Consider the following 13,481-nt stretch of genomic DNA (forward strand, 5'->3'; position numbering starts at 1 on the left):
CTATTATTGAGCGAAATGATGAGTTTACAAGCACAAGTTATAGGCGGGTTTAAAAACGATAGATTGTTTCAATTATAGCCATGTGTCGGCGCAAATTACTGGTTTTATCTCTATGAGCTAACTGTGCGACGACATTATGTGAAATAGTTGTTAATGGTGGTTTTGGAGCCATGACCTTGCAATAACGATGAAGACACCAAAAGTAAAAGTGTTACTGCCACTCTATATGGGAATTAGCAATCGTCAGTTTGTATTTTGTATTTCACTTGGCCACCAGGAGTTTCTGGGTAGTAAACTTCGACATAACACATATGTTCTGGACCAACAGGCTTGTTTGCAAAGCCAATAAGGAAGTAGGGCTCGTCTGGGCTATCTACCCCATACCAAGTGTTAATAGTGAGTTGCGGATCAAAGCCTGCTAGCTCTTTTGCTGGAATAACATTTTTGATAAATCCAAAGTAACCAATTAGGTCGTTATGGCCGTCATTATCTAGATCAATGTTATATTGTATGCCGCCATCTACTGTCTCTTGAGATTGAATCACTGCTTTGGTGTAGACAAAGTTGTTGGCGGTCATGAGTGCTTCTCTGGCTCCATATAGAACCGCCACTCTGGCATCTTTTTGTAAGCCAAGAAATTTAGGAAATGCAACGACGCTTACAATACCAAGAATGATGATGCACACAATGAGTTCAATAAGAGTAAATCCTTGAGAGCGACGCACAGCCTTTCTCCATGTTTTAGAAACGAATAGGCGGCTATTCTGATATAGAAACTTTCAGGTCAAGTATTAAAAAAGAATGATAGTAAGAGATCGGGATTGCAAATCTCAAATATAAAACAAGTTGCTTATTTTCGAGATGAGGAGTGATTTTGATAAAAACCAAGGAGTGAACTCGAGAGGATAAAATCCTCCCGAGTAAAGCGACTAAGATTCGTGTGTCAGAGCACTGCGGTTACGTTTAAAAATGAATCGCCAAATAAATAAGACAATTGCGATGTAACCTAATCCTACACCAAGCGCTTGCCAGTGCATGCCGTTATACATCGCGATTGGCATCAAAGAGATGATGAAGATGTCAGTGATTGAGCCAGGGACATAAGCTATGGCGTAATCATCAAGTACTTTGCTACGCATTTTGGGATCAACAATACGAAGTAACGCAATACCCATGGCAACCGTACCGGTTAACCAACCCCAAGAGAAAATGCCTTTCTCGAACCAATCTTCGCCCATGATACGTGGGGCAACCCAGAAGATTAGCCATAGTGTGAAGGCGATACCGCCGATTGCAAGCACTACCATCGGCATTAAATACTGGGCTAAGACGGTAATCTTGATGGCTGAGATACCAAAGATAATCAAATAATCGGTACTGATGCCCGCAGCGTGTTTGAATGCACCGTCACAAAGATAGCGTGAAGCTTTGGTTTGTTGCGCGATGATTCGCACAAGCATGCCGCCAAGGAAGCCAGTTACAAACGTCGGGATCTGCACCTTATCGTGGAAAGAAGACAAGTAGTTGGCGGCGACATAAGAGAAAGCGGTTACGACAACCACTAACGCAGCGTGAATCGCGAAAGAATCAACCGACAGGGAAGACATGGTGTCTTTCATTACCGGTTCTTGATCATCAGGCTTAACAAGGCCTTTGCGTTCGTGTTCGTCCATGCTGTCGAAGGTCGTAAAGCTACGAATCCAACCCATCTTCAATGCGAATTGCAGCATGAGCATGCCGACAGAAATCGAGATGAAAATACCCACGGTTGCGAACGTTAAGCCAAGTGTGAAGCCATCTTCCCAGCCAAGCCCCGTGAAGATTTCACCAACAACAGATGCAGAGCCATGTCCGCCCATAAAACCCGCAGACATTGTCACACCAAAGCCGGGATTAATCTCTGGCCAGAAGAAGGTTGTGAGAACTAGACCAAACATTGCTGCAAACAACCACTGAGAAACAGAAGCGATTTGGTTAAACGCCCACAATGAGCCAGCACGCTGTGCGACGGTTTTAGGTGATGGAACATCCGTTGCCAGACCTAACGCAGAAAAAAGTGCAGCAGTTAATAGGCTTGCGTTAGTGGTAAACGTATCGGTCCAAGGCAGTACGTCTAACAGGGCTGGTCCAAAAATTAGACCGAATAATCCCGCGAGAACCGCCGATGGAATGTACATACGTTGCAGTAGTGGCGTGTGAACGCGAATGACTTTTGCCAAAATCAATAGTAAGCCAGCAATGGCTAAGTCAGTCAGCATTAGACCTTTAGGCATTTTATCCTCCAGTAAATGCAGTCAAGGGGTAGCGTCCTTGTGACCTACCTTGAATAAAAATCTCTCTCAAGCCAAAAAGCCACATACGTGACTAAAAGCGTTGAGAAATCAATGTCGTTTTCATAAGCAAAGGAATGTGCTTATGCAATTTGAAATGAGTGTAAATGTTGTGATTGCACACGAACAGGAAGAGAAATTAGATTAAATTTCTCGATATTTTTTGATAGTTCACTCAGGAAAGGCGGCAATCCTAGTCACTTTGTCAGAGCAATGCAATTGGTGTGAATCAATAAATTATGCCTAGTTAATGGGTGTCTCTGACTAACAACATGAAAAATAAAGACAATTAACAAGCAATAATATTTGTCATATCGACAACAAAAGTTAATTAAATGGTTAAATTGTCGCCGCTTTATGGGGTGACGTTATGGATTCACATGAGAAAGAATAAAATCGACCAAGGTACGGTTTTTAAGGGAAAGCTGTTTTGAACGGTAAAGCAGGTGGATAGGTTTTGGCTTGGGAGCATGTTGCTGGAGAATTTCTACCAAGGCACCAGATTGAATTTCCTGTTCAACTAAGATCTTTGGTTGAAGAAGAACACCAGAGCCTTTTAACGCGGCAAACTTAAGCACATCACCATTATTAGACGTTAATCGGGTGTTGCTGTTTCCAAAGGTATTAGATGGCATGTTCACCACCTGTTGGCTTTCCCCTTGGTGGTACTGAAATCCCAAACAATGATGATGTTCAAGGTCATCAAGCGATTGGATAGGGGCATGCAGCTTAAGATAAGAGGGTGAGGCGCAGTAAGTCATGTCGTATTGCCCGAGTTTTCTTGCAACTAACGATGAATCGACCAACTCACCAATACGAATAATCACGTCTGCTTCGCTTCGATATGGGTCAATCAAACTGTTATCCAACATTAACTCAACGTTCAGTTCGGGAAATTCTGCTAAGAAGTCAGCCACGATGGGCGCAATCACCTTTTTACCATAGGTAACTGGGCAGTTAACTTTTACTGTTCCAGTTGGGCGGTTGATCAGCGTCTGGATTAGGTTCTCTGCGTTGGTGATGTCTTCAATAATGCGGTGGCACTCTTGATAGTAGAGTCTGCCAGCTTCGGTCAAGGACTGTTTGCGCGTGGTGCGATGAATCAGCTGCGTACCTAAGCTTTGCTCAAGAAAGCTCATGTGCTTGCCAACCATGGTCGGTGAAATATCAAAGTGGTGTGCTGCATTACGAAAGCTGCCGTGTTCGACCACGTAAGCGAAAACTTTCATGCTTGTTAATTTATCCATTGCACACCCAGAGTTGATAAAGAAATAACTAAAGCAGAGTTTATCAATCAAATGAGGTTAATTACAGTGGGCGTATGATTAAGAATGGAGAAAGAGAGCCATCATGAGCGAGACGATTTTTGTTACCGCCGAACTGAAAATGAATGCCGATAAGCCAAGACAACAAGTGGTTGAAGCCATTGAACAATTTTGCCTTGATATGCAAAGCGAAGCGGGGTGCTTGCAAGCGAATGCGACCTACGATTCTAAAGCTCCACAACGTGTGATTCTTTGGGAGCGATATGAAAACCGCGCCGCGATTGAAGCGCATTTTGCTATGCCGCATACACAAGCGTTTATTGCGGCTGAAATGGCAGAGTTAGTTCAAGCATTCGAAACCCAAGCTCAATAGGAGACGTGAACATGAAATGGGGCATTTTAGGCACAAGCTTTATCTCAGGAGTCATGGCTGAGGCAATCCAAGGCGATGACAAGAGTGAACTGTACGCGGTTGCTGGGCGTTCGGAGCAGAACTTAAAGACATTCGCTGAGCAATATGGCATCGAGAATACGTTCACCGATTACGATGCGTTGATTGCTGATGAGCAAGTCGACATTATTTACATCGCACTGCCAAATCACCTTCATCATGACTTTATCGTCAAAGCGGCAGAGCAGGGGAAAGCGATCCTGTGTGAAAAGTCACTGTCGGTAGATATGGAAAAAACCGAGTTGGCACTAAAAGCAGTCGAAACGCACAAGGTATTCTTTGCTGAAGGTTTGATGTACTTGCATCACCCGTTGATCAGCGAGTTGGTTTCTGTGCTTAAATCAGGAGAGATTGGTGAACTTCGCTCCATCCATACTTCTTATATTGCGTCGATTGCGCAGTTTGTTAATCCAGACAGCAAAGGTGCTTTGTATAATTTAGGTTGCTACCCAATATCATTAGTGCACTTGGTGGTGAAAACCATGTTGGGTGAACAAGCCTTTGGAAACCGCTCTATGACGGCGATTGGTCGACGAGGTAACGATGGGAATATCTGTGAATCGAGCTTGATGATGCAATTCGGTGAGCAACAAACGGCGAGCGTGCATACCGCCGAAGATCACGGATTGAAACACCAATTCACCATTCTGGGTAGCAAAGGCTGTATTACGTTAGACTCGAACCCATGGCTACCAACGCAAGAAAACCAGTTTAGTGTGGAAATTTACGAGACGTCGAAGCGCGAGGTGTCTGTATCGGCAGCTGGAGACGCTTTCTTCTATCAAGTGCGCAATATTCGCCAAGCGGTTGAAGCAGGGCGTACATCGTTAGAGAACCCTTGTGCAACATGGGAAGACTCTCACCGTATTATGCAGCTACTGACTGAGTGGGAATCACTGGCTTCAAAGTAAGTCTGTACTTGAACCAATGAACATAAAAACGGCGCACTAAATCCAATATTTGGTGCGCCGTTTTGTTTTGGGTTCAGTCTCTGTTAAATGCGATTATCGCCGGTGCTGAACGCAATGATTTGGCTGATTTCAGACAGGCTTCTGCCACTATCTTGCTGCCATTGAACAAACGCTTTGTTGGTTGCATCGAGCGATTTTTTCGTATCTTTGCCACCTTCAATGATCTTGCAATTACGCAGGTAAGCTTCAACGTCGCTAGACAAGATGAAGGTATCAACGCCCATTTGGCGAAGTGTGTAAGGACCGGTATTGCCCCCTAGGCGATTACCGCGTTTCTTCAAATACGCCCACAGGTCGGTGATTTTCTCTTGCGGCCAATCGGCAACCATTTTGCCAAACGAGCCATATTCGATTTTTGCTTCGTGGATCATACGTGCGTTGGCAGGGATCGACATGACTTTAGTGAGGTGGCGAATAATGCGTTTGTCGGTTGCTTTGGTTTCCCATTGCTCATCTGACAGCATCAACAGCGGCTCAATCTTAAATCCGAAGAACACTTCTTCGAAGTTCGGCCACTTGTTGCGAACCACGCTCCACGAAATCCCACTTTGGAATACTTTCATCGAAAAAGCGGCCAGCCAACGGTCATCGGGAATCGCAGCCAGTTCCTCTTTGCTTAGTGGATGAGACAAAAGCGCTTCAAGTTGATCTTCACCACCTTTACGCTCTGCAGCACGCTGATAAATCGCGTCAAATTTTTCGATACTCATAAAAGAAGTTAGTCCTAGTTTATGTCGATATTTGCGAAACATACTACGCTTAAGTGGCTGAATCGTAAATTGATGGAGTGTCACAAATGAAGAAGGTCACATTAACGTTTGTCGGAGAAGGTTCGGATCGTATTGCGGAAAAATTCTATGCGTGGATGACGGACGGTGGGTTGGAAGACAGCATGATTGAGAATTTATCTGACCGTGAAATCTCAGTGGTCGGCATCAGTGATATGGATAATGAAACGCGTGATGTGGTAATCAATACGGAAATGAACTAACGAGTCGTTTTTCGTGAGCTATTAGAATCAGATAAAACAAAGCCCTTCACGAGAAGGGCTTTGTTGCGTTTATGAGCATGGGAGCTTAGTTGTTTACCAGCGTCAAACCGCTTGGCAGTGCATCACCGAAGATACGTTTCGATTCACTCTCAGATAGCTCTTTGACTTCTTCAACCAATGATACCCATGATTCAGGCACTTTACTTTGCTTCAACTTAGCCAGTACCTGCTCACGGTAGTCGTCTGAGATATCAAATAGTCGGTCGCCTGTTTTACGACAAATCATTACGGCTGCAAACGCGATCATTGGCTCTTTCTGCCAGTTCTGCTCTAACAGTTTAGGCAACCACTGTTCCGCTTGTTCACGAGGAACGACGTTATGCTGACTGCCATATAAAGGCGTACGTGATGCCAAGCGACCCATTGCCCACCAGTGTGCTTGTTCAAACTGGTTTTGGTTGATCGCTTTACTCAAGAACCACGTTGCCAATAGAACTTTATCTTCCACTTCTAGATGCTCTAGAGAGGCTGAAAGACGCACCATGGATTCGTAACCCATGTCTTGTGCCGCTTTGGCGGATTGTGGGTTTTTCATCGCGCCGGGATGCAGATATTTTGCGATGTCTGCCAAAATGGTTTCTTGTTGTTCTTGGCTTAGACCGCCCGCGATACGTCGCCAGAATACCCACCAGTCTGTCCAACCTTGATGGTTTTTGAACTGAATATTTTGTTGATACAGTCCCCAAACTTGCTCAATACGCCAAGAGTCTGTTGGATCGCCAAAGCCCGGACGCAGTGCAAAGCCCGCCAAACGAAGCCAGTTTTTCTCGTGCTGTTCAGAACGACGGCGACGCTTACGACCTTGTGCAAAAGTATCGAAAAGTTGACGGAGTGTGGTGAAGTCCCATTCGTCACGTTTGCCGAGCTTCTTCTCAAGGTCTTTGGCTAAGGTTTTGATCTCTTTGCTTTCTGCACTTTTCTTGTTACCGCTGTAAAGGCGAGCGATCAGCTCCTTACATTCATTCAGTTTAGGGTGAAGCTTAACTTGCTCGCTGTCATCGGTTTGCTTGTTACGAACTTCGAACTCCAGCTCCCAACGTTTGCTATCGTCTTCTGCGCTGACACATTCCATCTTAAGCGTACCGACTTCGGTCAACTGACACGCCAGTTGCACTTCTACGCGCTCTTTCTGGTTGGCTTGCAGTTCGGCACCTTCACCTTCAAGGGTGGTGATATAAGGCGGCAGAGGAGCAAATAAGTCAGGATCAACGTCCACCATCACACCGTTTTGAATGGAGGTGTTATTGGTTAAGGTGTCGTGGGTAGAAGTCAGCAGGTTAAAGCGAACGGGTTCACCTAGGGTAAGCGAGAAGCGACGACCACTTAAGCGGATCTCATGACCTTCTTCTGTACCTTTTGCGAGCAAACAGAGCGCTTTGCCCATCTTGTTCTTTTCTTGAAGATGCAAGAAGTAAGAACGCGCTGCGCCACCACCAATTTTTAGCTGTGCACCACGACGTGCTTTACCAAACGCAACAGCACCTAGTGCAACAGACCAATCTGGATGTGGGTTATCTAATACCGTAACCGGAGCGCCGCGCCAATCGGACAGTAGGGTAGTGACACGCTCAGTCACAAGTTCACTATTGAACACACCACCGTTAAGTAGCAAACCTACCGGAATGGCATTTTGTTTGTCGTCTTCAATGCCAAGAGCGGCACGAGCAACTTGTTGGTGCTGAGTTAAGAACTCGGCAACGTGCTTGCTCACTGCTGGGTCAGCAACGTATGGAAGACCAAACTCGACAACGGCGCTGCGGCGTTTGTCTGGTACTTCACTGAAATCAGAAAGCGGGAAGAAGCCATCCAAAGCGATTTGGTGCACTTCTTGTTTGCTCAGCCCAATACTCTTTGTTCCGCCAAGAAGTTTCGAGCCGCTGCCCAGCATGGTGATCTTCACTTCTTCAGGTGCACTCGCTGAAAGCAAGTTTTCTTTCGCTTTGCGAGTTTGCTGAATCAGCTTAGTCAGGCTTGCAGCAGTGAGCTTCTTACTTTGTTCCCCTTTATTTTGAGAAAGGCGGCTCTCCGCAAGGTGCGCTAATGCTAAGTCGAGGTTGTCACCGCCCAGCATTAAGTGTTCGCCAACACCAATACGATCAAGGGCTAGTTCATCTTGAGAAGAGAAACTGGCTTCAATCAAGCTCAAGTCGGTAGTACCACCGCCCACATCACACACCAGAATCAGCGGTAACTCTTTGAGTTCATCAGCTGCGGTTTGCTGGTGGCGTGCGTACCAGTCGTAACATACGGCTTGTGGTTCTTCGAGCAGGACGATTTTCTTTAAGCCTGCCAACTCCGCGGCTTCAAGCGTGAGCTTACGAGCGGTTTCATCGAACGATGCTGGAACGGTCACAACCACATCTTGGTCTTCTAACTTATTGCTAGGGTGACGGTAGTTCCATGCTTGACGAATGTGGTTGAGGTAGCTTGCGCTGGCAATGACGGGAGATACTTTATCTACATCTTGTGCACCAGCCCAAGGAAGAATGTCTGAGCTACGATCCACTGCTTGGTGCGATAGCCAGCTTTTAGCACTGGATACCTGACGTCCTTCCACCTTAGCGCCTAATTCACGAGCCCATTCACCCACGATCACATTACTAATGTCGCCAGATACAGGTTCGTTTTCCCAAGGGAGTGTTAGGTCAGAAGGGGAGATTTGACCAACCGCTGGGTGATAGCGAAAAGAGGGCAGCAATGGTTTACGAACCACTTCACCCGGACCAATCAATTGGTCGATGTCGAATAGGGATACTTCGGATTGTTCAAGGTTGTCGGTGATTTCACAATACGCCACCACAGTGTTTGTGGTGCCAAGGTCAATACCAACAAGAAAACGAGGAGATGCCATACAAACCTTCGTGTATTTAAAAACGGCACCCGATTGGATGCCGTTTGATTTCTATTTATTCTTCTTCGTTTGAGTTGCTTTTCGCGTCTTCGCGCACATCGAACTCAACATGCCATTTTTGACCGTTATCAGCGGCAATGGCTTCTAAGTAAAGCGTACCAAGCTCTGTGACGCGAGAGGCTAGGGTTACTGGAACCACTTCACCTTCACGACGACCTTCAGATACAGGCAGCGTTACTTGGATTTCTGGAAGCTCTTCAAGCTCTTCTGGTGCCCAGTAGTCTAGGTGAGTACCTGCTAGGTCATCACGACGAACGGTTGAGCCGAAGAATTGGAAGTTAACCGGTTGACCAATGATCAAACCAAACTCTTGGCTTGGTACGTCAACGCTTGAACCTTCTTCCATACCAAATGGTGCAACACAAAGTGCTTCCATTGGAGGCGCCATGCCCGGAATCGCTGGCATCGCACTTTCGATACCCACATAGTACGCCGAAGCAATACCACCACGGATACGAACGCCTTGTCCACGACGTACAGAGCCGTAGTAAGCCGCACCGCTAGCAACCGCAAGGTCTAGATCTACACCTGTTAGGCGTTTTGCCATTTCAGCATCTGCTTCAATTAGCCATTCGTTGATCGTGTCTTCTAGACGAGTTGCTAGAAGTTTCGATTTCAGAACACCACCGTTGAATAGGATTGCGGTTGGCTTGATGAAGTCAGCTGATTGCGCTGCATCCGCACCTGGCATACCAGGCATGTTAGCGAATGGATTGAAATCTTGAGCTGCTGCTTCTGCGCCATTTCCTGAAGCAGAAAGGGCATTAGCTTGCTTAGACAAGAATGCAGCAATGTGACGAGTGATGCCTGCATCTTGTGCGTAAGGCAGACCCATTTGCGTTAGTGCACCACGGTTACGTTGAACAGGGTGGTCAGTAATCGCAACTTGAGGGAAGAAGCCGTCAACCAGTGTTTGTTGTACTTCTTCTTGAGTCAGTTCTGTTTTCAGCGTTGCGCCAAGCAATTTAGAACCACGGCTTGGTACTACGATTGGCACTGACTGAAGTTCGCTGTCGTTCAATAGCGCTTCTTTCGCGTCACGACATGCGTGCGTCATCGCCTGAACTTGCCATGGCTGTAGCTCTTTGCCTTCTTGCGCTAGCTTCATCTTCAAGCGGTACGCAAGTGCAAGATCCATGTTGTCACCGCCAAGTAGGATGTGTTCACCTACCGCGATGCGGTTCAGAGTTAGGTTGCCATCGTCTTCAGTTACTTCAACCAAAGAAAGGTCGGTTGTACCACCACCGATATCGACCACAAGCACGATGTCGCCAACTTCAACTTCGTCGCGCCATTTGTCGTCGCTGTTATCGATCCAGTTGTAAAGCGCAGCTTGTGGCTCTTCTAGAAGCGTTAGGTGCACAAAACCAACGTTGCGTGCTGCTTCTGCTGTTAGATCGCGAGCAGCAGGGTCAAAAGAAGCAGGAACTGTAATAGTTACGTCTTGATCGGCAAGGTTGTGATTTGGATTGGTGTGATTCCAAGCGTCTTTTAGGTGCTCTAGGTAAAGCTCTGTCGCACGAAGAGGGGATACTTTTTCCACTTCTTCTGGGCTACCTGCTGGTAGGAAAGCATCACGACGGTTCACACCAGCATGGCAAAGCCAAGATTTTGCACTTGCAACAAGGCGAATTGGCGTTTTCGAACCTAGGTTACGTGCAATTGCACCAACCAGAGCTTTTGGCTCGCTCGACCACGGAAGAACGCGTGATTGCGGGTTCATTTCGTGCTCGTGCGGCTGGTATAGGAAAGATCCTAATTGGCTGCGAGTCTCTACCGTGCCCGGCGCAGTCAACTGCGGGATAGGCATCACTTCAACGCGAGCGTCCTCGTTGTGTGTATCAACAAAAGACATGACACAGTGTGTTGTACCTAAGTCGATACCAACACTGAATTTAGGCGTCTGTTGAGTTTCAACAGACGCTTCTTGAGAATGGTTTTCTTGGTTCATGTGTTCCATTACAGCTCAACCTCAGCTGGAGCGATCACAGAAGCATCGTAGTTCTCAGCAAGTTTGGGCAACGTCATTGATGTTGCTTTCCAGCCTTTGTGAACTAGCGTGCCGTTGAATGGCGCGCTGCCTGTTACGTTGCCAGTTAGGCGGATTTCTTGTGGGTTGAAGCCTTCTTCAACCGTAATGCGAGTTTCTTCGTCTTCGTTACGAACATGCGCTAGCGTCACGTAGTCGTTCAGTACTTTCTGACCGCCAGTGTGGATTACGCGAGCGGCTGCGCCTACTTCTTCATCAGAGAATGACGTTAGGTCTTCTTTTAGGAAGTCAATCAGGCGAGCTTCTTGTTGCATGATAGAAAGCAGCTGCATTGCAGAGTCCGTTGACGCGGTTGCAAGTTTTGATTCAACTTCCACCACTTTTTCAACGACTTTCTCTACTTCCACTACTTTTTCTACTTCAACGATCTTCTCAACTGGTTTCTCAACCTCGACGATTTTCTCGACTGGTTTTTCTACCACTTTCTCGACCACTTTTGATTTGCGCGACACTGCAACTAGAAGAAGCAAAACGCTCGATGCGGTTAGGCCAGCGTGAAGCATATCGAACGTTTGAGGAATTAGGTTCAAATCAATGTTCATGACGTTTTTTCTCTTTCTATTGATTTATTGGTGCTCAGTATTGGCTCATATTTGTTCACTAAAACGATCGTCTTTGCGATCTTGCACCAAGTTTAGACATTAAAATGATGACGGATGGTAGCATATTCAAGGCTTAAGGCTGTAATAATTCGTGACTATACCGTACGAACAGCGTGAAAAATCGACGATCAGACTCCCCAATATAGGTTGTTGCTTGATGTTTGTGCATTGCTAACGCAGTATTTCAATAGATCCCGAAGTTTAACTTACGGAAGTATCAAAAATTACGATATGACACAAAGCACCGCTCATAAGAGCTTTATAAAACGACATTCAGACTCTATTTTAGCTTTTTTGGCGACTTTATGTGTCACTGCTGGTGTAGTTGGTGCTGCTTATACAATGCAGCAACGGTATACACAGACTACGTTTGATACTTTAGCCGACCGACAAGCAGAATCACTTAAAGCAAACGTCGAGAATGATCTAAAGTTCATTGGTGCGGGCGCAAACTTTTTCCATTCGATTGAGCGAAGCTATTGGCCATCGTTTCCGATGTATGCGGAACAAGTGATTAACAGCTCGCGAAGTCTCATTGGACTTCAATGGATGCAAAAGGTCGAATTCGAAGATCTTGATGAACATATTTTAAAGACCCGTCAAAAATTTCCAAACTTCCAACCGTTTACCGTTCCTAAAGATGGTCCCAAAACCTACGGGTACATTTTTGAACACAATGAGCCAATTTTCATCGCGTCGGATATCTACCCAAGAACACCGGAAAACCTTTCTCTATTGGGTTTCTATTTTTCGCGCAAACGCTTCGATTTAATCTTGGATGATATTTCCGAAAATGGGCGAGCGAATGTCTCGGATAAAGTTCGCTTACTGCAAGATGGTTATGACAAGTCCATACCTAAGACTGGGTTGCTGGTGTTCCATCCAGTGTTCGACTTCGAGAACAAATATTTATTAGGAGTAGTGACCGGCGTTATCCGAAGTACGGTTTACTTTGAGGATTTGATTACGAAAACCGCGACGGAGCTCGATATGTCGGTGCGCGTAGAAGACTTGGGATTCGACGCAGCAGATGACCCTGTTCTCTTTCAAAGTGCTAGCTGGGATAACATTCGAGGAACCGTTATAAGCCGAACCATTCAACTGCCTAACCGTGAATGGCGTATTGACTTTAAGCTTTCTGACGCAGTCTCAGCTTGGGAGCGTTCTATTTTAGCGGGCACGACGCTAGCCGGATTGGTAATCGCCTTTTTGATCAGTTGGATTGTGAATTTACAGTCTCGAGAAAAAGAGCGCTTAGCGGTCATGTTGGAGCTCAAAACCGTTGAATTAAAAAGAATGGCAGAGCGAGACCCTCTAACTCAACTACTGAATCGCCGAGCATTCAACGATCATTTGCTTAATCAGATAAACAAAGGTGTTAACTTCGCCTTGGTTGGTTTTGATATCGACCACTTCAAAGTGATTAATGACAAACACGGCCATTTAGGTGGAGATGAAGCGTTACAACATGTCACTAAGCTGGTCAGTGCTAATTTAAAACCGGGAGATAAGTTTTACCGAGCTGGTGGTGACGAGTTTTGTATTATTTCTAAAGTCATTGATAGAGCAGTGCTAGAAGCTTACCTAGAAAAATTACGGAGTGTTGTGGCAAGTACGGCTTTTGATTATGGTGATGCGTCAATCATCTGTACGTTGAGTATCGGTGCGGTTATCCATAAAGAAGAAGATCCTGAGAGCTTGTATCACAAAATGGATAGTCAACTCTATTTGAGTAAAAAAAACGGCCGTAATAATGTGTCGATCGGCGATTAAATGGGCGCACAAATTCGAGTTTTACGCCGTGTTACGATAGAATCGCACGCTTTAAATTTTTATGTTAGGAACCAAGG

Annotated in this window: 11 protein-coding genes; 4 read left to right on the top strand and 7 right to left on the bottom strand. The window is 45.8% G+C overall.

Features of this window, described 5'->3' with window-relative positions; genetic code table 11:
* Nucleotides 1-233: 233 nt before the first annotated feature.
* The 3 genes from R7040_RS02385 to R7040_RS02395 all read right to left on the bottom strand — a co-directional run bounded on the left by R7040_RS02385 (nt 234) and on the right by R7040_RS02395 (nt 3,577).
* On the bottom strand, nt 234-725 hold the full coding sequence (locus R7040_RS02385; RefSeq protein WP_005377704.1) for a type II secretion system protein: 492 nt from the start codon (nt 723-725) through the stop codon (nt 234-236).
* Nucleotides 726-929: 204 nt separating this feature from the next.
* The gene (locus R7040_RS02390) at nt 930-2,273 is read right to left on the bottom strand and encodes a sodium/glutamate symporter (RefSeq protein WP_318081202.1); all 1,344 of its coding nucleotides are present in this window, start codon (nt 2,271-2,273) and stop codon (nt 930-932) included.
* 425 nt (nt 2,274-2,698) lie between these two features.
* The gene (locus R7040_RS02395; RefSeq protein WP_182039594.1) at nt 2,699-3,577 is read right to left on the bottom strand and encodes a LysR family transcriptional regulator; all 879 of its coding nucleotides are present in this window, start codon (nt 3,575-3,577) and stop codon (nt 2,699-2,701) included.
* A 103-nt stretch (nt 3,578-3,680) separates the two neighbouring features.
* Between R7040_RS02395 and R7040_RS02400 the strand changes: the two genes are divergently transcribed.
* Both R7040_RS02400 and R7040_RS02405 read left to right on the top strand, forming a co-directional pair.
* Entirely contained in the window at nt 3,681-3,968 is a 288-nt protein-coding gene (locus tag R7040_RS02400) for a putative quinol monooxygenase (protein ID WP_025766691.1), read from the top strand.
* An 11-nt stretch (nt 3,969-3,979) separates the two neighbouring features.
* Nucleotides 3,980-4,957, top strand: a complete 978-nt coding sequence (locus tag R7040_RS02405; RefSeq protein WP_318081203.1) for a Gfo/Idh/MocA family oxidoreductase — start codon at nt 3,980-3,982, stop codon at nt 4,955-4,957.
* 83 nt (nt 4,958-5,040) lie between these two features.
* Here R7040_RS02405 and R7040_RS02410 read toward each other — a convergent pair whose 3' ends face one another.
* The gene (locus tag R7040_RS02410; RefSeq protein WP_213909933.1) at nt 5,041-5,727 is read right to left on the bottom strand and encodes a DNA-3-methyladenine glycosylase I; all 687 of its coding nucleotides are present in this window, start codon (nt 5,725-5,727) and stop codon (nt 5,041-5,043) included.
* 86 nt (nt 5,728-5,813) lie between these two features.
* On the opposite strand from R7040_RS02410, the gene R7040_RS02415 reads away from it, so the two are divergent.
* Nucleotides 5,814-6,008, top strand: a complete 195-nt coding sequence (locus tag R7040_RS02415) for a hypothetical protein (protein WP_005377692.1) — start codon at nt 5,814-5,816, stop codon at nt 6,006-6,008.
* Between the two features lie 85 nt (nt 6,009-6,093).
* Here R7040_RS02415 and R7040_RS02420 read toward each other — a convergent pair whose 3' ends face one another.
* From R7040_RS02420 to R7040_RS02430, 3 genes are read right to left on the bottom strand one after another with little or no spacing between them, the layout of a single operon-like run.
* Complete coding sequence (locus tag R7040_RS02420) at nt 6,094-8,919, bottom strand: Hsp70 family protein (RefSeq protein ID WP_318081204.1); 2,826 nt, start codon at nt 8,917-8,919, stop codon at nt 6,094-6,096.
* A 55-nt stretch (nt 8,920-8,974) separates the two neighbouring features.
* Entirely contained in the window at nt 8,975-10,939 is a 1,965-nt protein-coding gene (locus tag R7040_RS02425; protein WP_025766687.1) for an Hsp70 family protein, read from the bottom strand.
* Nucleotides 10,939-11,571 carry a DUF2760 domain-containing protein gene (locus R7040_RS02430; RefSeq protein ID WP_005389474.1) on the bottom strand — a complete coding sequence of 211 codons (633 nt, stop codon included), beginning with the start codon at nt 11,569-11,571 and terminating at the stop codon, nt 10,939-10,941. The genes R7040_RS02425 and R7040_RS02430 overlap by 1 nt, the downstream gene beginning before the upstream one ends.
* A gap of 291 nt (nt 11,572-11,862) precedes the next feature.
* Here R7040_RS02430 and R7040_RS02435 point away from each other — a divergent pair, with 291 nt between their 5' ends.
* Nucleotides 11,863-13,404, top strand: coding sequence for a sensor domain-containing diguanylate cyclase (locus R7040_RS02435; RefSeq protein ID WP_005377686.1), 1,542 nt, complete (start codon nt 11,863-11,865; stop codon nt 13,402-13,404).
* Nucleotides 13,405-13,481 lie beyond the last annotated feature (77 nt).

Source organism: Vibrio sp. 1069 (assembly GCF_033340555.1).